Source organism: Pseudomonas sp. Irchel s3b6 (assembly GCF_900187415.1).
Lineage (GTDB): Bacteria > Pseudomonadota > Gammaproteobacteria > Pseudomonadales > Pseudomonadaceae > Aquipseudomonas.
The window spans coordinates 130,038-149,011 of sequence record NZ_FYDM01000011.1; the positions used below are offsets into that span (position 1 = coordinate 130,038).

Below are 18,974 nucleotides of genomic sequence, written 5' to 3' on the forward strand. Positions count from 1 at the left end.
CCCAAGCGTCAGAAGCGCTCATCCCCGATCGCGGGCAAGGTGAGTTCCTTGACGAAGCTGGCCGAAGACAGGCTCAAGGCCATGCGCACCACCTGTACAACGTCATGCACCGGGATCAGTTGGCCTTCACCGCGCTGCTCGGCCAGCGCTCGTGGTGTGCTCAGCGCATCCTCGGTATTCAGGTAGCCGAGGTTCAGCAAGGTCACGCCCAGGCGCTGGTCCCGGTAACCCTCGCGCAAGGCGTCGGCGATACCGCGCAGGGCGAACTTGGAGGCACCGAAGGCCACTTCCGGCCGCCCACTCTGCGGCAAGCCAGATGTCGATCCGGTCAGGATGATCCTTGGAGTGGCGCTTTTGAGCAGTACCGGAAGCAGGCGCTTGATCAGCAGAATGGTCGAGGTGATGTTGCAGTTGACGATGGCTTGCAGTTGGTCGTCGTGATCCCCCCGGAAGTCGTAGGCCGGATCAAAGGCCAGCGCCTCCCAGATGCCCAGGTTGTAGACCAGGGTGTCCAGTCCATCCTCGATCACCGCCTGCTCGATGATCTGCGCCGCCATTGCGGGTTCGCCCAGGTTGGCCTCAATCCATCTCAGATCAACACCGGCCCTTGCCATCAGGTTTTCGGGCCGGGAGCGGGAGACGCCCACCAGCGTATCGCCTGCCTCACCCAATCCTTCGATCAGGGCCTTGCCCAAGCCTTTGCTGGCGCCTATCACCAGGGTTTTCATCGATTGTCTCCTTGACGTGTGGTTGATCCAGGGAAGCGATGCAAACAGAGGATGCCCAGGCGTGGCAACTCGCCAGCTGTTTCCAGATGTTTACCGGAGGTCGAGGATCCATCCGTGCCGAGGGTGAGGCGTCGAGGTGACACGCATATTGGCCATTACAATCTCCTTTTGGCCAACCGCCCACTGTGAACCGCTACGCCTGTCAGCAAGAATCAGGACCCGAGCGCGGATTGAGTCGCGTGCGGCGCAACCACCACCAGGCTTCAGATCCTCCAGCCCTTGGTCTTTTTCAAGGGTCGCTGCCGTGTACAGAACATAAAAGCCATCGAACTCACGCCACACTTGGGGAGCCATACATGGACACGATAAAACGCAGGCTGGGTGTCACGCTGTGTGGGCTGACGCTGCTGGCCAGCGCAGTGCACGCCGAACAGCGCGAACTGCGGGTGTACAACTGGGCGGACTACATTCTGCCGTCCGTGCCCAAGGATTTTGCCAGGGACAGTGGGATCAAGGTCACCTGGGACACGTTCGACACCAACGAAGCCCTGGAAGCCAAGCTGTTGACCGGTAACTCGGGATACGACCTGGTGGTGCCGTCGAACCAGTTCATCGATACCCAGATCAAAGCCGGTGTGTTCCAGAAACTGGACAAGTCCAGGTTACCCAACTGGCAACACCTGGACCCTGAATTGCTCAAGCTGCTGGACACTAACGACCCCGGTAACCAGTACGGCGTGCCTTATATGTACGGCACTGTGCTGATCGGTTTCAATCCGGCCAAGGTCAAGGCGGCGCTGGGGGAGAATGCACCGGTGGACAGTTGGGACCTGGTGTTCAAGCCCGAGAACATGGAGAAGCTCAAGTCCTGTGGCGTGGCGATGCTCGACTCACCCTCGGAAATCCTGCCGCTGGCCCTGCATTACCTGGGGTTGGACCCCAACAGCCAGAACCCGGATGACTACGAAAAAGCCAAGGCGCTGATGTTGAAGATTCGCCCTTACGTCACCTACTTCAACTCTGCCAAGTACATGACCGACATCGCCAATGGCGATATTTGCGTCGCCATCGGCTACTCCGGCAGTTTCTACCAGTTCGGCAATCGCGCCAAAGAGGCGGGTAACGGCGTGGTCGTCGACTGGCGCTTGCCCAAGGAGGGCGCGCCGATCTGGTTCGACACCTTTGCCATCCCCAAAAGCGCGAAGAATGTCACCGAGGCCCACGAATTTCTCAACACCCTGCTGGACCCGAAAGTCATTGCGCCCATCAGTGACTTTCTCGGTTATCCCAACCCCAACAAAGACTCGCTGGCGCTGATCAACAAAGAGATCACGGGCAACCCGGACCTGACGCCGACCCGCGAGGCCTTGAAAAAGCTCTATGTCGTGCAACCGCTGCCGCAAAAGCTCGAACGGGTGCGTACCCGGGTCTGGACCAGCATCAAGTCAGACAAGTAATACCCGCGGCCAAACCGTTTCGCCCTTGGGCGGGACGCTCGGCGTCCCGCTTTTTCAGGGGGGCGATCAGCTTGGCGCTTGTTTGTTCAACGCCTCTTCGGCCGCGGCGATTTCAGCCTGGCGCTTGATGATCATCTCGCCCACGGGCGGGCCCTGGAAGCGCCGGGCTTCAAAGGCGAACCAGACAATGGCGGTCAGGATCAGGAAGCCGATGGTGATGTACAGCGCCCAGTCGTTCGGTGGCTGGATGCCGATGATGAAGATCAGCACCATGGACAGGATCGAGAGGATTGCAAAGAACGAGTACAACCAGCGGCCCATGTTCCACGGGCCCATGGTCGGCCACTTCGGGGTGCCGAAGGTGAACAGGCCCAGCACGATGGGAATGATGAACGAGAAGAACAGGAAGATCACCGTGCAGGACACCACGATGGTGTAGACCGGCGTTTCGCCGATCGAGACCAGGGACGATCCCCAGACGAACAGCACCGCCAGCGTGGCACCGGTCCAGATCGCCGCGACCGGGCTGCGATGGGTGGGTGAGACCCTGGCCAGTGCTTTCGAGCAGGGCAGGCCGCCGTCACGAGAGAAAGCGAAAATCATCCGCGAGACCGAGGTCACGGTGGCCAGCCCGCAGAGAAACTGCGAGATGAAAATCGCCAGGTACAGCGCCATCTTGACGGCGGGATTGACCTGGGTGTCCATCGCCCAGAAGAACACGTTCCAACCCTTGGTTGCCGCTTCGTCCATGCTGGGCAGCATCAGCACGAACGAGCTGAGCATGAGCCAGCCAAACAGCAGCGACCAGACCACCGACATGACCATCCCCACCGGCACCGATTTGGCCGCCTGCCGGGTCTCCTCGGAGGTATGCGCCGAAGCGTCATAACCGGTGATGGTGTAGATCGGCAACAGCAGGCCGAGCATGAAGATCCAGCTATTGGAGACCTGTGGCCAGACGTTGCCGCCGCTCTCGCCGGAATAGTTGCCGAAGGTCACCAGCCGGACGAACTCATAGCTGGGGGCCGCGATCAGGCAAGTGATGGTCAGTGCGATCGCCGTGGCGAAGATCAGGTAGCCCGAGAAGTCGGTGAGCTTTGCGGTCAGCCCGATCCCGAAGTGGTTACACAAGGCCTGGATGCCCGTGAGGATGGCCAGGAAAATGATCCGTGTGGTGATCGTGTCTTCCATTCCCAGGGCCGGCCCGAAGGCACCGAAAAAGAAGTAATAGGTACCGACGTTGATCGCGCCAAGCACCGTCACCAGTCCCAACAGGTTGAACCAGGCCGTCAGCCAGCCGGTGAAGCGATTACCGAGAATCGAACCCCAATGATAGAGGCCACCTGCGGTGGGGTAGGCCGAGGAGATCTGCGCCATGGCCATGGCGAACACCCCGGAGATCAGGCAGCCGATTGGCCAGCCGATGCCGATGGCCGCGCCGCCCGCGCCCGAGGTGCCCTGGGCCAGTGAATTGATGCCACCCGAGAGGATGCAGATGATCGAAAAGGAAATGGCAAAGTTGGAGAAAACGCCCATTCGGCGTGAGAGTTGCTGGGCATAGCCCATGCTGTGCAGCACCTTGACGTCATCGTCTTGCGCGTCGGTGCCGGGCTGGCTTACTGGATTCATTGTGTGTGCCCCATCAGGTTTTGATTCAGATCCATTGGCGTATGCGTCGCGCAATGGGCTGGCCTTCAACACCTTGTCGTACTGCTCCTGCTGCTAACGGATCACACCTGTCCTGATGCGTGAACAAGCCTCAGCCCCGGACAGGCGACTGCTCTAGAGGCGGCCGTGATACGCCGCGTCGAAAATGCTCGCCGCACCACCCCGGGTCAATGGCAGCGGGTTGCCGCTGGCCGAGGGGTCGACAATCGCCATGTCTGCGATCAGGTCGGCCTGCCGGTCATCCACGCCCAACTCGAACAGCGTGTGGGGGACGCCGATGTCCTTGCGCAGCTTGAGGACGAAAGCCAGGAAACTGTCGAAGCCCGGGGAGGGCAGGCGCAGATACGCCGCCAGGCGGGTGATGCGCTCCTCGATGGCCGGTCGATTGAACTGCAGGACGTAGGGCATGAAAGTGGCGTTGGTCATGCCGTGATGGGTGTCGTACAGGGCGCCCACCGGATGGGAGAGGGCGTGCATCCCGCCCAGGCCTTTCTGGAAGGCGGTGGCGCCCATCGCGGCGGCGGCGAGCATGAGTGCGCGCGCGTCGAGGTCCGACGGCATGTGGACGGCCCGCACCAGCGCATTGGCGACCAGGCGCATGCCTTCCACCGCAATGCCTTCGGCCATGGGGTGAAAACCGGGGGCGCAGTAGGACTCCAGGCAATGGGCGAACGCATCCATACCGGTGCCGGCGGTGACCTTGGCCGGCATGCCGACGGTGAGGGCCGGGTCGCTGATGACCACGCGCGGCATCATCTTCGGATGGAAGATGATGCGCTTGGTGTGCGTGCGCTCGTCGATGATCACCGCCGCCCGGCCGACTTCAGAGCCCGTCCCGGCGGTGGTCGGTACCGCAATGACCGGGGCGATGTGGCTGTCGTCGGCGCGGGTCCAGTAGTCGCCGATGTCTTCGAAATCCCAGACCGGTCGGGTCTGGCCGCTCATGAAAGCAATCAGCTTGCCCATGTCCAGGCCGCTGCCACCGCCGAAGGCGACCACCCCGTCGTGCTGGCCGGCGCGCCAGGCATCGAGCCCGCCTGCCAGGTTGGCTTCCACCGGATTGGGCTTGAGGTCACAAAACAGCGCGACGCCAAGGCCGGCGGCCGTCATGGCGTCCAGCGCCGCGCGGGTGATCGGCGCGCGCGCCAGGCCACTGTCGGTGACCAGTAACGGTCGCCGGATACCCTGGCTGCGACAGACCTCGGCCAGTTCGGCAATGCGCCCGACACCGAAGCGAATGCTCGTGGGGTAGTTCCAGTTTCCGGTCAGGCTCATGCTCTACACCTCGTGGCGCAGATGGAAGGATTTGGCTCGGGTCAGGTGCTCGTAGCCAAGGCGCGAGAGGGTGATGCCGCGTCCGCTGTGTTTCACCCCGGTCCAGGCCAGCGCCGGGTCCAGATAGTCGCAGCGGTTCATGAATACCGTACCGGTGGCGAGCTCATCGCCCAGGCGTTCGGCGGCAGCGAGGTCCTGGGTCCAGAGGGAGGCGCTGAGCCCGAACTGACTGTCGTTCATCAAGGCAATGGCTTGCTCGTCGCCGGCCACCGGCATGATGCCGACCACCGGGCCGAAGCTTTCCTCGCGCATCACCGACATCTGGTGGGTGACATCCACCAGGACCTGCGGGGCCATATAGGCACTGCCCGGTACATCGGCGGCAAAGGCCGCTGGATCGATCAGCGCCCTGGCGCCCTGTGCCAGGGCCTGGGCAATCTGTCCGCGAACGAACTCCGCGGCACTCGGTGAAACCAGCGGGCCGAGCGTGGTGGCTTCGTCCAGCGGGTTGCCCAGCACATACTGGCCGGTCAAGGCGACGAAACGCTCGACAAAGGCCGGGTAGAGGCTGTGGTCGACATAGATGCGCTCGATGGCGCAGCAGCTTTGCCCGGAGTTGAAGAAGCTGCCGTCGACCAGGTTTTCCACCGCATGCTCAAGATTGGCGTCCGCCCGTACGTAGGCCGGGTCCTTGCCGCCCAGTTCCAGCCCCATGCCGATAAAACGCCCCATGGCGGCGGCCTCCATGGCCACGCCGGCCTGGACTGAGCCGGTGAAGTTCACTTGTTGCACACGGCCCGAAGCAATGATCGCGGCGGTCTGCCGATGATCGAGCAGCAGGTTGTGGAACAGGCCGGTGGGCAAATGGGCGCGACGCAAGGCTTCGGCGAAACGTTCGCCGACCAGCAGGGTTTGCGTGGCATGCTTGAGGATCACGCTGTTGCCCGCCATCAGCGCCGGGATGATGGTGTTCACCGCCGTCAGGTAGGGGTAGTTCCAGGGCGCGACCACCAGCACCGTGCCCAGCGGCTCGCGCTTGATCGTGCGCCGAAAACCTGAAATCGGCTCGGGCTCTACTGCCGCCAGCGCGTCGGCGGCGATGGCGATCATGTAGCGGGCACGTTCTGCGAAACCCCGCAGTTCACCGGCACCAAAGCGCACCGGGCGGCCCATTTGCCACGCCAGCTCTGGCACGATTTGATCCTGCATCGACAGCATCGCGTCCACGGCGGCGTTGCACAACACCGCGCGTTCGTTCAATGGCCGACGTTTCCAGTGCTCCTGGGCCGTTGCGGCGGCCACTAGCGCCTGCTCGATCTGTGCGGCATCGGCGCACTGGCGTTCGACGTAGACCCGGCCATCGACCGGGGAGATGAGCTGAACCTTCGCCGTCATGGTGTTCTCAATAGCGCTCGAAGCCGCGCTGCAGTTCCCAGTCGGTTATCCGCCGGTCGTACTCTTTCTGCTCCCACTCGGCGGTGTGCACATAGTGATCGATCACTTCATCACTCAAGGCCTCGCGCAACATACGCGAGGTCTTGAGTGCGGCGCAGGCCTCGCGCAAGGTCTTCGACACCTCAGGCAACTGTTCATCCTGATAGGCATCACCCTCGAAAGGTGGCGCGAGCTCGAGCTTCTCGTCGATCCCGGCCAGCCCCGCAGCAATCAGCGCGGCGAAGGCCAGGTAGGGGTTGAGGTCGGCACCGCCGATGCGGCACTCGATGCGGATGGCCTTGCTGCCTTCGGCACACAAGCGAAAGCCCGCGGTGCGGTTGTCCCGACTCCACACCGCCCGCGTCGGCGCGAAGGTGCCGGCCTGGAAGCGCTTGTAGGAGTTGATATAGGGCGCGAGAAAGCAGGTGATGTCGTTGGCGTACTTGAGCTGCCCGGCCACCCACGAGCGCATCAGCGCCGACATGCCAAACTCGGCCTTGGGGTCGAAGAACAGCGGCTTTTTAGCGTTCTTGTCCCACAGCGAATTATGGATGTGGCTGCTGGAACCGGCGGCGTCATAGCGCCACTTGGCCATGAAGGTGATCGCCTTGCCCTGCAATTGCGCGATCTCCTTGCAGGCGTGCTTGATGATGACATGGTGGTCGGCCATGGTCAGGGCATCGGCATAGCGGATGTTGATCTCTTCCTGGCCGGGGCCCCATTCGCCCTTGGAGTTTTCCACGGGAATGCCGGATGCCTGCAGGTGCTTGCGAATGGCCCGCAGCACCGGCTCCTCGCGAGTCGTCTGCAGGATGTTGTAATCCTCGATGTAATGACCGGCCGTCTTGGGGTGGTGGTAGTTGCGCTGGTGGATGGCCTCATAGCTTTCATCAAACAGGTAGAACTCGAGCTCCGAGGCGAACATGCCGGTATAGCCGCGCTCGCGCAGGCGCTCGACCTGCTTTTTCAGAATCGCCCGCGGGCTGTGCGGCAGGTCCTGCCGATGGTGATGATCGAGCACGTCGCAGAGCACCAGCGCCGTGCATTCCAACCAGGGCACGCGCCGCAGCGTGGCCATGTCGGGCTTGAGCACAAAATCGCCATAGCCTTTGCTCCAGCTGGCCGCGGCGTAACCTGGCACCGGTTCCATATCGATGTCGTCGGCCAGCAGGTAGTTGCAGCAGTGGGTTTCTTCATGGCCGCTGTCGATGAAAAACTCGACCTGGAAGCGCTTGCCGACCAATCGTCCTTGCATGTCGATCATGCAGACCAGCACGGTATCGATTTCACCGCTGGCAGCGGCGCGCTTGAGGGCGTCAAAGCTTAAGAGGGGCTCGGTCATCACGTCAGTCCTGCGTGAACAGTTTGGGCCTGTCTGAGATAGCTGTTGCAGACGCTCTCCAGAAAACCCAAACCTGCAGAATCGAGCATCGTGAGCAATGAGCTGCTCAGAGCCTAGCCTACTGTTGCCGCGCGTGCGTCTCGCCGATCACAGTTTGTAGCCGATCTGGCGCAAAAGGTCCTTGCGCCACAGGATATCGTCGTCGCCTTCGATGTCCCGGGCACAGAAGCCATCCACCACACCCAGGACCGCACGTCCTTGTGCCGTCTCGGCGACAATCACTTCAGTGGGATTGGCCGTTGCACAAAAGATCCGGCAGACCTCCGGCACCATCTTCACGGCGTTCAATACATTCAACGGATAAAAGCCGTCGCCCAGGAAGATCATGAAGCTATGACCGGCGCCGATGGTTTGCGCATTCTGGCGGGCCAGTTCGATCATCGCGGTATCGGTGCCGGACCAGCGCACCAGGCATTTGCCGGAGGCTTCACAAAAGGCCACGCCGAACAGGATGCCCGGGACGGTATTGACCAGGGCTTCGTGGATGTCCTCGACGGACTTGATGAAGTGCGTCTGGCCAAAGATGAAGTTTGTCGCCTCCGGCTTGTCGATTTTCAACGTGATGAGCTGCATCTCGAACGCCTCCTTCCACGATGTGGCTGCCAGGGGTTGGCAACAAGTTCAAGCATAGCCACTCATGGGGCCTGGCTCTGTCCATCAAGTGCTTTGGACCCGATACGGGGGGCGCCTGCGGAAAAGCGGCCATGGCTGGCGTGTGAACAACACTGGCAAATTAATAGCTATGCTTGCTCAGTGACCTGAACGGGCTGAAGGGAACACCGTCCACCAGGCGTGTGGCCGCGTGATCACCTCGCTTCAGACCTCATCGCAATGTGAGTGTGTGCCATGGAGTCGTCACTTGATATGAACAAAAAAGAAGCTAAAGCCAAAGTAAAGGAACTGCTTTCGTCCGGAGTCCCCAAGTCGGAAGTATTCGCTCAGCTTTCAGGCCAAGGGGTCAAGGACAGGCTGCTTGCTTATTTGATCGCTTCAAATCCGGACCCCTATCTCTGCGATATGCATGACCGCAAGGTTAATACCGTGATTACACTCATGTTTATCCAGGCCACCTTGGCACTGCTGATCGGTTTTGCCGTGGGCTCAAGCATCGGGCCTAACGCCGGGTGGATCATTGGCGGCCTGAGCGCGCTGATCCCGCTGTTGTTTGCCTGGGGGTTCTACAACCACCTGGCGGGTGCTTACAACGCCTACATTATGCTGTCGCTGGTCTCTGCGCCGAGGCAGTTGGAAGGGCTGGCCTCAGGCTCTGTCGCAACCTTTGTCGGCCTGGCTATCAGTATTGGTCTGTTGGTTTTCGTCTGCTACGTTCGCCAGAAGCTGTTTCCGGACCTGGCGTTTCTTGCACCCAAAAAGGTCAAGGGACGCTATGTGTTCTCCGGCTGAATTGCCCGGTTGCTAGCGAAACCGCTCAGGGATGGCGTCGGCAAACGGATAGAGGAAAAAGTAGGGCCTGGCTTCGTCGATGACCCGCTGGAATGACGGTCGGTGCGTCAGCCTGTCGAAATAGGCGCTCAAGTGCCGATAGCCATCGGGAAATGGCAGGAGCGTGCTGGCATAGAACAGTGCCGGGGCCGCGGCGCAATCGGCCATGCTGAAGTCCGGGCTGGCCACCCAGGTTCTGGATGCCATCTGGCGCTCGAGCATGCCGTACGCGGTCATCAGTGTGGTCCGCGCGCCCGTCATGTCGCCGGCAGTGCCACGCAGGCGATCGGCGACGATCTGTTGCATCGGCTCCTGGATGTAGTGGTCAAAAAAACGGTCCCACAGACGGACCTCTAGCGCGGTATCCCAATCGCCGGGAAGCAGGTGGTGTGGGCCTGTATGATATCGGTCCAGATACTCGATGATGACGCTCGACTCCGGCACATCGCGCTGCCGGGCGTGATCGCGGATGACCGGGAATTTGCCGATTGGCCATAGCGCCTGAAGCTCGGCTCTGTCGGCATCGTTGGCGAGATCGATGATCCTCCTTTCGAATTCGATGCCGTGTTCGTAGAGCGCAATCAGCACTTTGTGGCAGAACGACGCCAGCGGATGGAAGTAAAGGGTCAGCGGCATTTTTCGGATCCTCGGCGAACGAGCTGGGAGCACTGCTGGCAATCAGGGAAACCACTGCATTATCAGCCGGCGTGCGCCAATGCGCGAGGTCATCCAGCGGGACGAGTTGACGGGGCGTGTGGCAATGTTGCGTCTCGACAGGCGTTGTCTCTACCCGGTTGCCGAATTTCCCTACCGTTCTGATCGGTATACTCGCCACGGGTACGCTTCGCTAGCCAATGCCCCTGAGCGGTCAGCCGAGGACTTTAATGCCATCGTTCATCAATGCCGAAACAGTCTGGATCGATACACCTTACGGGCGCTTGTTTGCGCGACGCTGGTTGCCGCTGGGCGTGGCGTGCAGCCGGGTAAAGCCACCGATCGTGCTCTTTCATGACTCCCTTGGATGCGTCCAGCTGTGGCGAGACTTTCCAGAGCGGCTCTGTCAGGTCACGGGGCATGAGGTGATTGCCTACGACCGGCTCGGCTTCGGGGAGTCCGATGCTTACCCGGGAGATTTGCCCCTGCATTTCATTCGCGACGAAGCCGAGCGCTTCTTCGCGATTCTCAGGACCGAGTTGCAACTGGACCGGTTCATTGCCCTGGGCCATAGCGTTGGCGGCGCGATGGCAGCGCATTGCGCCGCCCTGTACCCACAAAGCTGCGTCGCGTTGATCACCATCGCGGCACAGGCGTTTGTCGAAGAGCGGACGCTGCACGGCATTCGGGTTGCCAAGGCGCAATTCGAAGCGCCAGGGCAGATGGCGCGTCTTGAGAAGTACCATGGCGACAAAGCGCACTGGGTGCTGTCGGCCTGGACCGACACCTGGTTGTCGGAAGCCTTCAGCGACTGGACGCTTGAAAGCACAATCGACGCCATTGATTGCCCACTGCTTGCGCTGCATGGCGAGCACGACGAATACGGCTCCGCTTTGCATCCCGTGCGCATCGCCAGGCTCGCGACGACGCCCGGGGATTACCTGATTCTGGACAATTGCCAGCATGTCCCCCATCGAGAAGCCCCCGAGGTGGTGCTGGATGCCGTCGGTCGACTCCTTGAGTCCATTGCGGATGAATGACGACGCTTGAGAGCAAGCTGCCAGTCATGAAGGGCGGCTTTCGACTGTGGACTCAATCGGTCGATGCACCGGAGAAGTTCACAGCCCTTGCGGGTCCACCCAGGTAGTCGTATCGTCAGATTTCATGTATCGCGCGGAGGTTTTGTGGGTTGTGAGCGAACGATGTGAGGCATATTTCCCCAGCACATCACTCGGTGAGTGAACGGTCTGGAGCCGGGTGCGGCTGATGATTGGGCACCGAAGTGATCGAGTGTTCTTGAATGGGAGGAAGACGATGATTCGCAAGCACTACTTGATGGCCCTGGCGACCCTGGCCATCGCCGCTGGCATGCAGTGGGTGTCGGTACCGGCGTACGCGACCGAGCAGGGTGAGCAACGGCGCGAAGCGCGGGATACGAGGCAGGAAGGGCGCTCCACGGCAAGGCAGACAAAATATGACTGCAGAGCGGACAATGAAAAGAGCAATGCACAATGTCGTCAGGACAAGCGCAGAACCAAGCAGGATACGCGCCGCACGGCTCGTGACATCAAATACTGATCGTTAGATCCATCCCTCTCGACCCCCAGTGGTTGTTCTAAGAGGAGGCGCAGCATGGACCGATTCACGGGTGGCTGCCTGTGCGGCAACGTCCGGATTGTGGCGTCTGGACGCCCATACCGGGTCGGCCTTTGTCACTGTCTCGACTGCCGCAAGCACCATGGGGCGCTTTTTCACGCCTCCGCAATATTCCCTCAGGATGCGGTGACGATCGAAGGTGAAACAGGCGACTACGCCGGGCGGTTTTTCTGTCCCCGTTGCGGCTCGTCCGTTTTCGCGCGCACTGCCGACGAAGTCGAAGTGAACCTGGGATCCCTGGATGCCCCTGATCAACTGGTGCCAACCTACGAAAGCTGGATCGTCCGTCGCGAGTCCTGGTTGCCGCCGTTTGCGCTCACGAGGCGATACGAGCGCGATCGTGACGCTACGGGTCGCTTCGAGGAGTAGGTGGCACGAGCGGTGCGACGGCGTTGATGCGCCGTGGCGCCATCGCGGCGGTGACCGGCGCGCCGTTTCGCTCGGCCGAACGCACCGTGCGCGAGAACAGCCAACACCTGCGGATCACTGTGCGCCTGGCCCATGGCCTGGCGGCTATCGGTCCAGCAGAGGTGCCAGCAGTGCACACATGCCGCGCCAGTGCGAACCCTCCCAGTAAACCCGTTGGCAGGCGTCGCAGCGCAGGAAGTGCGAATAGAGGGCGCCAATGCGTGGCGGCACCTGCGGCCGAGCCAGTTCTGGGCTGATCTCGTGCAGCGGCAGGTTGCAATGAAGGCACAGGCTGAATGGTCGCGCGCTACGCGCCAGGTCGAGGCGCTCGTACAATTCGCGCAGCTGCAGCGACGGTTTCAGGGCATGCACATAACAGCCGTGGCTGATGATCCGCCGCTTGAGCAGTTCGCGGTCGCGGGTTAGCACGATGCGCCCTTGCTGCGCAGCGATCTCGGCGATCTCGCCATCCTCGAAGCCATTGTCGTAGAGGGTGTCGAAGCCGCTCATGCGCAGCAGGCTGGCCAGCCCGCCAAGGTGCGCATCAGCGACGAAGCGCAGCACCCGTAAAGGTTGCGCACGAACCTTTAGCAGCGGGCTGATGTCCAGCGCTTCGAACTTGGGATACACCGCCAGCCGGTCACTGTCGAAGATCACCCGCTCGAAGCCCACCGACTCGCCGTTGAGCAGCACCAGCTCGACCTCGGTGTGCGGTACCCCGAGCGCCTCGATCATGTGCTTGACCGTCGCCCCTCGCGCGCACTCGCAGGTGAAGGATTGCCGCCGCCGTTCGGCCGGCAGGAAATCGTTGAGCTCCTCGTAGAAGCGGAAGGTTGCACTGGTCATGCTGAACAGTATGGCAGGGCTGCAGGATGAGCGAGTCTAGTCCGGACATCTTCTCCGGCAGGCCGCTACGAAACACCCGCTGAAAGATTGAGCCAATCTGTTGCATCGACCGGTTGAATCCACAACCCACCAGGGTCTGTTGACGTCGCTGCGAACCGCCGCGATCAGGGAAACACGACCGCCGCCGCGAGATACAGCAGCAACGCCAGCAGCAACACCACGGTGAAGCCCAGGTGGATCGCCAGCAGGGTCGCCAGCACGGCCGCCACCACCGATACGCTGGCATTGACGCCCCAGGCGATCGGCACCAGTGCTTCGGCGCGCGCGGAGACGCGCCCGAGTCCGAGCGGAAACGGCATGCCCATGGCGAACGCCAGCGGCGCTACCAGCGCGGCGCAGATGCCGAACCTGGCGAGGGTCCGCACCGGCGCCAGCAGCTGGAACAACGGGGGCAGGGCGATCAGGTAGAGCAGGGCGATCGCGCAGATCGCCAGGACTGGCCGCGCCAATGGATGATGGGTCCCCACACCCGTTCCAATGTCCCCCCGCCGCCGGCCGGAGTAACGGCTGCCGAGGCCAGCGAAGATCAGGAATGCGCTGAGCGTTACCGCCACCGAATACAACGGGTGGCTGAGGAAAAGGGTGAACTTCTGGATGAAGGCGATTTCCACGAACATGAAGGCGAAGCCGATGGCGGCGAAGTAGGACACGACCCGACGTTCGAACCTGGCCAAAGCCGCATTCCGAGAGCGCCGCTGGCGCCGCCGCGCCACCCATAGCGGCGCCAGGATCAGCAGCACGGCGGCCACGCTGGACTGCAGCAGCGTGGCGATCAGCACCGGATAGCCCCACTCCAGCATTGACAGGCCGCCCTGCTCCTTCAGCGCCAGCAGTTCCGGCAGCGAGCGCCACTTGAAGAAGTGGAAGAAATACGGCCGGTCATCCATGGTCGGACGCACGTCGAACTTGTAGCGTGCCAGGAACTGCGCGCGCTCGCCGGACAGCAGGGCCTGCGCCGCTTCGAAGAACCAGGGCCGGTCGAGCAGGTTGTAGCGGTTCGCCTCGGCCACGGTCATCCCGGGGTAGTAGGCCAGGTCGAAGGAGCGCGCCCGGCAGAACTCCCGCAGCACGGCGATGCCGGCGTCGTCGAAATCCCTGTTGCTGACCAGCAGCGTCGCGGTCTTCCAGCCGCGGATCATGACGATGCGCCGCGCCGCGCTGGCCTGCCCGTCGCGCTCGATGGCCGCGGCCGCGGTGGCCAGCAGCCTGGGAACATCGCGGGGCGGCAGGGTGACCCAGCGGGTGATGGCCAACAGGCCGCCGGGCGCGAGATGGCGCAGGTACTCGGCGAAGGCATCCACCGTGTACAGGTAGTTCTCGGACAGCGCATGCAGGCCGCCCGAGGCGGTGCCGAAGGAGTCCAGTAGGGCTATCTGGATCAGGTCGTAAGGCTCTTCGCGCGAAGCCACCAGGCCGCGCGCCTCGCCGATCAGCACACGAACGTTGGGTGCGCTGTACGGCTTGCCGGAGAAGTCGGCGAAGCGGCGCTGGACAAGATCGATCACCTGCGGGTTCAGTTCGATGGCATCCACCGCGCTGGCGCCGTGGTAGATCGCCTGCAGCACATCGGCGCCAGCGCCGCTGCCCAGCACCAGCACGCGGGGTTGGTGCAGCAGGTGATAGGGCAGAGCCGAGGTCAGGTAGTCCAGGTAGGCGAGCGGCTCGCGGCGCCCGTCATAGCGGTTCAGCACGGAAAGGCCGTCGCCGTCGGTGAAGATGGCCAGTTGTGCGGGCGGTTCCTGCGTCGCGTTGAGGCTTAGGCCCGGCGCGTGGCGCAGGGGAATGGTCGGGCTGTCGACGATCGTGAGCAGGCCCAGAGGACTCCAGGTCTGGGCGATTGCGCGCGCATCCTTAATACGCAGCGTCTGGCTCAGTTCCTTGTACTCGGAGGGCGACAGGGCGATCCAGCGCCCGGGCACGCCGGCCGGCACCGCGACTGCCGCCGCCAGCAGCAACGGCGCGAGCCAGTGCCTATGCCCCGTGCAAGCCATGCCGGCCAGCGCCCCGGCGGCGATACCGGTGCCGGCCAGCAGCCGCAGCGCATCGACGGGCGTCAGGGCGAACAGCGCGGCGACGATCACCAGGCTGCCCACGCCGGCGCCGAGAATGTCGAAGGCGTAGATCCGGTGAATCTGTTCCTGAAAGCAGGTGAAGGTCAGGCAGATGCACACCGCCGCGCAGAAGAACGGCACGAACAGCAGCAGGTAGATCATCAGCAGGCGCGCCGACTGCCGCGCGTCCCAGAGGATCTCGAGGGGATTGAACGGAACCTGCTGGGCCAGGCTGAAGCAGGCGATGGCGCTCAGCCCGAACAGCACCGCGCCGCCGATGAACACGCCGTGGAAGCGTGGCGCCAGCACCGGCCGCGCCAGCGCCACGGCGGTGCCGGCAGCGCCGTAGCCGAGCAGCGCGACGCTGATCATCATGTAGGCGAAATGGTGCCACTGGATGATCGAAAGCAGTCGCAGCAGCAGCACCTCATAGCCGAGCGCGGAGGCAGACAGCAGCGCCAGGGCGAGCAATGGCGGCGAATGCATGCTCAACCGCCTCCGACCAGCGGCACGAAGCGCACAGGCAGCACCTGCCGGGTGGACACACTGCCATCGCCGGCCTTCTCGATCAGCAGCAGGTACTGGATCATGAACGGCGCGCCGACCGGGATTACCATCCGTCCGCCGGCCTTGAGCTGGGCGATCAGTGGCGGCGGCACATGGCTGGCGGCGGCGGTGACGAGGATGGCGTCGTAAGGCCCGTGCTCGGGCCAGCCGTGGTAGCCATCGCCCAGCCGGGCCTGCACCTTCGCATATCCCAGCCGGCCCAGGCGCTTCCCGGCCTGCACTGCCAGCGGCTCGATGATCTCCATCGTGTAGACCGCCTGCGCCAGCTCGGCGAGGATCGCCGCCTGGTAACCCGAGCCAGTGCCGATCTCGAGTACCACGTCGCCGGGCCCGACCTGCGTCAGGTCGGTCATCAGGGCGACGATGTAGGGCTGGGAGATGGTCTGGCCGTAGCCGATCGGCAGCGGGCGGTTCTCGTAGGCGTAGGGCACTTCGTCGGGCGGGACGAACTTATGGCGCGGCACCTTGGCCATCGCGGCCATCACCGGCGCGGCAAACTCGACCCTGCCGGTTTCGTCGCGGGTGACGGACGACAGGTTGGCGATCTCCCGCACCATGGCGTCACGCAACGGCGCGAACGGGTCGTCGGCATGCAGGCCGGCGGATGCCAGCGCCAGAGCGATGGCAGGCGCCAGGATGCGCGTCAGGAGCATCACCGGCTTCACAATGACTCCTCCGTCTGAGGAATAGTCGAATCGTATGGCCGGCGGGCTGGCTCGGCAAGCCGGGGTGCTGGCGATCAAACCAGGCTGCGGCGACTGCCTGAGAAAATATCGCAACCTGTAATACTACCGGCATCGCGATACCTTAGCTTCATAGCAAGCTGCGACAACAGGCTCACAATGCACGTTATTACTCAGAAACGCATCCGGGACCGAACACCTAGTGGGCGAGCACTGCTATGTCGGGCCGGTTTGAGTCCCGGTTTCGCAGGTTGGCGGAGCAGTGCCCGTGTTGCAGGCGGATTGATCCCGGGGCGTCGCACTAGCGACGATAGTAGCGGCGATCGTCCTCGTAGCGGTGCCGCATGGCCCGATCATGGTGGCGCTCCCAATCACGATGGCGTTCGGCTTCTCGGCGGGCTTGCTCTCTACGCCAATTATCTCTACGCCAGTTGTCTCGGCGCCAATCGTCTCTACGATCGTGCCAACGGCCGTCATGCCAGTATCGGTCGTCATGGGCAAGCAATGGCCCTGGCTGCTTGCCGGCCATACTGGCCAAGGTTGGCCAAGGATTGCCGGCAGCCTGGACCGGAGCCTGAACGGCTGCGACTTCAGTTGCGAAAACAGGGGTTGAGGTCTTCATCTGTGTTGCTGATGCCGAGCCCACTGCCGCGAACGCGAACAGGCCGAAGAGCACCATCCGTGGATCATGGAATTTCATGAGCGAAGACAACCTCTGATTGACAATTGGACGTGTGGCCATCTGGCTGCGGGAAACCTGCGGGTTCGTGCTTGCCGAGCGGATGTGCTTATCCAAATAGACCGATAAATAGGGAAAAGTTCTAGGGAGCCGCTGCTTAAATAGCCAACGGCCTCAGTGTTCGGCCCCTTTGAGGTTTGCTATCTCGATGTCCGTATATGGGCTCCTCTTTCTTAATGCCATACACCCACCAGAGCCCCTGAAGAGTCAGCGACAAATACGATCTGCCAATCTCCTGGCTTGCTGAGTCGCAGCCTCACGCGCGCTGATATCAACGTCTTCCCCCAGGATGGTTTTCTCCACAATCACCGAATGCACATCCGTCACGCCGACAAATCTTAGCCAGGCTTCAACATAAGGCTTCTGAAAGTCGAAGCGCGCTGCCGGCGTGATCGACTGCGCCGAAAAATCCAATCCACGGGCGTACATCACCACCGCGGTTTTGTTGAGCAGCATGCCTTCCAGGCCACGCTCCGGGTCAAAGCTGAACAGGATGTCTTTCTGCGACACCAGGTCGATGAAGTGCTTGAGTTTGTACGGGATACTGAAATTCCATAGCGGTACGGACATCACAAGCACATCCGAGCGGTGCAGGTGAGCTGCCAAATCTTTCAACGTGTTCCAGGCGTCTTGTTGTGCGGGGGTCAAGGGCGTGCCATTGAGTCCGGCGTATTTGGCCTCCATTGCCAGGTCATCGAATTCCGGCAAAGCCATGTTCCAAAGGTCGAGCGTGATGATTTCGGTGTCCGGTGTGTTTTCTTGATAGCGCGCAATGAAGCTGCGGGCGACTTCAAGGGAGGCCGAACGTTGCTTGCGTGGAGAACATTGAATATGGAGAAGAGTCGTCATGACGCGCCTCGAGTGGTAGGGAGATAGGACAGGTGGGAACATTGCAACATATTTGAATTTGAAATATAAATCGTAAATTAATGCTGAATTGATCACGTAAATAACTATGTTCGATACGCTGCTGCTCAAGACTTTTGTCACTGTCGTCGATGAAGAAGGCTTCAGTCGTGCAGCTCAGAAGCTGCACCTCACTCAGTCTGCGGTCAGTGGCCACGTGCGGCGATTGGAAGAACAGATTGGTAAACCCCTGTTGACGCGCACCACTCGCTCCCAGCAACTGACTCCCGATGGAGAGCGCCTGGTCTCTTATGCGCGCACGATCCTTGTGCTCAATCGTGATGCCTGGGCAGAACTGACGCGCACGCCGTTTCACGGACGGCTGCGGATCGGGGTGTCCGAGGACTTTGTCGAATCGCGGTTACTGCGGTCTTTTCAGGATTTCGCGGCGCAGTACCCGGGCATGGAGATCGACGTGCAGGTGGGTATTCCTGGCACGTTGCTGAACCTGATGAGGCAAGGCCATCTGGAATTGGTCATCGGTTCTCTGTGCGAGACCAGCGAAGCGGGGTTGCTGCTGTGGCAAGAACCACTGGTATGGGCCTGGTCGGCGCAATCCGTCACCCAGTTACCGACGCCGTTGCCACTGGCCCTGTTCCCAGAGCCGTGCCCTTATCGCGAGGTAGCGTTGACGAGGCTGGCTCAGGCGGGGATCGCCCAACGCACGGCGATGTTATGCAGCAGCACTGCCGGGTTGCGGGCGGCGGCGCTTGCGGGCTTCGCGGTAGCCCCCATGACACTCAGTCAGTTGAGGCAAGGACTGGCGGTTCTTGGGGCTGAACAAGGGCTGCCGGATTTGCCTGATGCGCAATTTCGGTTGTTTACCTCCCCTGAAGCGGATCAGGCGATTGTGGCAGCGCTCACTCAGCTCATTGTGGAGTACTGCTCCACGCGCAGGGCTTGAGAGAACGGGTCGACAGGTCGCTTGTGGCCGATGGCTGCCTGTCGCCGACAGCCGCTTTGCCATCAGCGTAGCCTGTGAGGTCGCGCGCGTTTA

18 protein-coding genes are annotated in these 18,974 nt (G+C 61.9%); 6 read left to right on the plus strand and 12 right to left on the minus strand.

Features of this window, described 5'->3' with window-relative positions:
• Positions 1–8: 8 nt before the first annotated feature.
• Entirely contained in the window at positions 9–728 is a 720-nt protein-coding gene (locus tag CKW07_RS18440) for an SDR family oxidoreductase (RefSeq protein WP_095146423.1), read from the minus strand.
• A 356-nt stretch (positions 729–1,084) separates the two neighbouring features.
• Between CKW07_RS18440 and CKW07_RS18450 the strand changes: the two genes are divergently transcribed.
• Entirely contained in the window at positions 1,085–2,185 is a 1,101-nt protein-coding gene (locus tag CKW07_RS18450) for a polyamine ABC transporter substrate-binding protein (protein WP_095146425.1), read from the plus strand.
• Between the two features lie 66 nt (positions 2,186–2,251).
• Here the strand turns inward: CKW07_RS18450 and CKW07_RS18455 are convergent, their stop codons facing one another.
• The 5 genes from CKW07_RS18455 to CKW07_RS18475 all read right to left on the minus strand — a co-directional run bounded on the left by CKW07_RS18455 (position 2,252) and on the right by CKW07_RS18475 (position 8,537).
• On the minus strand, positions 2,252–3,814 hold the full coding sequence (locus tag CKW07_RS18455; RefSeq protein WP_095146426.1) for an amino acid permease: 1,563 nt from the start codon (positions 3,812–3,814) through the stop codon (positions 2,252–2,254).
• Positions 3,815–3,967: 153 nt separating this feature from the next.
• The gene (locus CKW07_RS18460; protein ID WP_095146427.1) at positions 3,968–5,128 is read right to left on the minus strand and encodes an iron-containing alcohol dehydrogenase; all 1,161 of its coding nucleotides are present in this window, start codon (positions 5,126–5,128) and stop codon (positions 3,968–3,970) included.
• Positions 5,129–5,131: 3 nt separating this feature from the next.
• The gene (locus CKW07_RS18465) at positions 5,132–6,523 is read right to left on the minus strand and encodes an aldehyde dehydrogenase family protein (RefSeq protein ID WP_095146428.1); all 1,392 of its coding nucleotides are present in this window, start codon (positions 6,521–6,523) and stop codon (positions 5,132–5,134) included.
• Between the two features lie 7 nt (positions 6,524–6,530).
• Entirely contained in the window at positions 6,531–7,904 is a 1,374-nt protein-coding gene (locus tag CKW07_RS18470) for a glutamine synthetase family protein (protein WP_095146429.1), read from the minus strand.
• Positions 7,905–8,051: 147 nt separating this feature from the next.
• Positions 8,052–8,537, minus strand: a complete 486-nt coding sequence (locus tag CKW07_RS18475) for an adenosine-specific kinase (protein ID WP_095146430.1) — start codon at positions 8,535–8,537, stop codon at positions 8,052–8,054.
• Between the two features lie 291 nt (positions 8,538–8,828).
• Between CKW07_RS18475 and CKW07_RS18480 the strand changes: the two genes are divergently transcribed.
• Positions 8,829–9,368 (plus strand): hypothetical protein, encoded by a 540-nt coding sequence (locus tag CKW07_RS18480; protein ID WP_095146431.1) that lies wholly within the window; start codon positions 8,829–8,831, stop codon positions 9,366–9,368.
• A 12-nt stretch (positions 9,369–9,380) separates the two neighbouring features.
• Here the strand turns inward: CKW07_RS18480 and CKW07_RS18485 are convergent, their stop codons facing one another.
• Positions 9,381–10,043: a glutathione S-transferase family protein gene (locus CKW07_RS18485; RefSeq protein WP_095146432.1), complete on the minus strand. Its 663-nt coding sequence runs from the start codon at positions 10,041–10,043 to the stop codon at positions 9,381–9,383.
• Positions 10,044–10,291: 248 nt separating this feature from the next.
• Here CKW07_RS18485 and CKW07_RS18490 point away from each other — a divergent pair, with 248 nt between their 5' ends.
• The 3 genes from CKW07_RS18490 (at position 10,292) to CKW07_RS18500 (ending at position 12,086) form a co-directional block, all read left to right on the plus strand.
• A complete protein-coding gene (locus CKW07_RS18490; protein ID WP_095146433.1) occupies positions 10,292–11,101 on the plus strand; it encodes an alpha/beta fold hydrolase in 810 nt (269 codons plus the stop codon).
• A 274-nt stretch (positions 11,102–11,375) separates the two neighbouring features.
• Positions 11,376–11,639 carry a hypothetical protein gene (locus CKW07_RS18495; protein WP_095077374.1) on the plus strand — a complete coding sequence of 88 codons (264 nt, stop codon included), beginning with the start codon at positions 11,376–11,378 and terminating at the stop codon, positions 11,637–11,639.
• A 54-nt stretch (positions 11,640–11,693) separates the two neighbouring features.
• Positions 11,694–12,086, plus strand: coding sequence for a GFA family protein (locus CKW07_RS18500; protein WP_095146434.1), 393 nt, complete (start codon positions 11,694–11,696; stop codon positions 12,084–12,086).
• A gap of 144 nt (positions 12,087–12,230) precedes the next feature.
• Here the strand turns inward: CKW07_RS18500 and CKW07_RS18510 are convergent, their stop codons facing one another.
• From CKW07_RS18510 to CKW07_RS18530, 5 genes are all read right to left on the minus strand, one after another.
• Positions 12,231–12,971 carry a Mut7-C RNAse domain-containing protein gene (locus CKW07_RS18510; protein WP_095146435.1) on the minus strand — a complete coding sequence of 247 codons (741 nt, stop codon included), beginning with the start codon at positions 12,969–12,971 and terminating at the stop codon, positions 12,231–12,233.
• A 164-nt stretch (positions 12,972–13,135) separates the two neighbouring features.
• The gene (locus tag CKW07_RS18515; RefSeq protein ID WP_095146436.1) at positions 13,136–15,568 is read right to left on the minus strand and encodes an SAM-dependent methyltransferase; all 2,433 of its coding nucleotides are present in this window, start codon (positions 15,566–15,568) and stop codon (positions 13,136–13,138) included.
• Between the two features lie 2 nt (positions 15,569–15,570).
• Positions 15,571–16,314, minus strand: coding sequence for a protein-L-isoaspartate(D-aspartate) O-methyltransferase (locus CKW07_RS18520; protein WP_256577066.1), 744 nt, complete (start codon positions 16,312–16,314; stop codon positions 15,571–15,573).
• A gap of 319 nt (positions 16,315–16,633) precedes the next feature.
• The gene (locus CKW07_RS25765; protein ID WP_095146448.1) at positions 16,634–17,032 is read right to left on the minus strand and encodes a hypothetical protein; all 399 of its coding nucleotides are present in this window, start codon (positions 17,030–17,032) and stop codon (positions 16,634–16,636) included.
• Positions 17,033–17,278: 246 nt separating this feature from the next.
• Positions 17,279–17,920 (minus strand): FMN-dependent NADH-azoreductase, encoded by a 642-nt coding sequence (locus CKW07_RS18530; RefSeq protein WP_095146437.1) that lies wholly within the window; start codon positions 17,918–17,920, stop codon positions 17,279–17,281.
• Positions 17,921–18,026: 106 nt separating this feature from the next.
• Here CKW07_RS18530 and CKW07_RS18535 point away from each other — a divergent pair, with 106 nt between their 5' ends.
• A complete protein-coding gene (locus CKW07_RS18535) occupies positions 18,027–18,881 on the plus strand; it encodes a LysR substrate-binding domain-containing protein (protein ID WP_095146438.1) in 855 nt (284 codons plus the stop codon).
• Positions 18,882–18,974: the final 93 nt, after the last annotated feature.

Coding starts and splice junctions, on each gene's coding strand:
- CKW07_RS18450 (WP_095146425.1), top strand. CDS start 1,085: ATGGACACGATAAAACGCAGGCTGGGTGTCACGCTGTGTGGGCTGACG.
- CKW07_RS18530 (WP_095146437.1), bottom strand. CDS start 17,920: ATGACGACTCTTCTCCATATTCAATGTTCTCCACGCAAGCAACGTTCG.
- CKW07_RS18495 (WP_095077374.1), top strand. CDS start 11,376: ATGATTCGCAAGCACTACTTGATGGCCCTGGCGACCCTGGCCATCGCC.
- CKW07_RS18490 (WP_095146433.1), top strand. CDS start 10,292: ATGCCATCGTTCATCAATGCCGAAACAGTCTGGATCGATACACCTTAC.
- CKW07_RS18440 (WP_095146423.1), bottom strand. CDS start 728: ATGAAAACCCTGGTGATAGGCGCCAGCAAAGGCTTGGGCAAGGCCCTG.
- CKW07_RS18500 (WP_095146434.1), top strand. CDS start 11,694: ATGGACCGATTCACGGGTGGCTGCCTGTGCGGCAACGTCCGGATTGTG.
- CKW07_RS18485 (WP_095146432.1), bottom strand. CDS start 10,043: ATGCCGCTGACCCTTTACTTCCATCCGCTGGCGTCGTTCTGCCACAAA.
- CKW07_RS18480 (WP_095146431.1), top strand. CDS start 8,829: ATGAACAAAAAAGAAGCTAAAGCCAAAGTAAAGGAACTGCTTTCGTCC.
- CKW07_RS18510 (WP_095146435.1), bottom strand. CDS start 12,971: ATGACCAGTGCAACCTTCCGCTTCTACGAGGAGCTCAACGATTTCCTG.
- CKW07_RS18455 (WP_095146426.1), bottom strand. CDS start 3,814: ATGAATCCAGTAAGCCAGCCCGGCACCGACGCGCAAGACGATGACGTC.
- CKW07_RS18470 (WP_095146429.1), bottom strand. CDS start 7,904: ATGACCGAGCCCCTCTTAAGCTTTGACGCCCTCAAGCGCGCCGCTGCC.
- CKW07_RS18475 (WP_095146430.1), bottom strand. CDS start 8,537: ATGCAGCTCATCACGTTGAAAATCGACAAGCCGGAGGCGACAAACTTC.
- CKW07_RS18515 (WP_095146436.1), bottom strand. CDS start 15,568: ATGCATTCGCCGCCATTGCTCGCCCTGGCGCTGCTGTCTGCCTCCGCG.
- CKW07_RS18535 (WP_095146438.1), top strand. CDS start 18,027: ATGTTCGATACGCTGCTGCTCAAGACTTTTGTCACTGTCGTCGATGAA.
- CKW07_RS18465 (WP_095146428.1), bottom strand. CDS start 6,523: ATGACGGCGAAGGTTCAGCTCATCTCCCCGGTCGATGGCCGGGTCTAC.
- CKW07_RS18460 (WP_095146427.1), bottom strand. CDS start 5,128: ATGAGCCTGACCGGAAACTGGAACTACCCCACGAGCATTCGCTTCGGT.
- CKW07_RS25765 (WP_095146448.1), bottom strand. CDS start 17,032: ATGAAATTCCATGATCCACGGATGGTGCTCTTCGGCCTGTTCGCGTTC.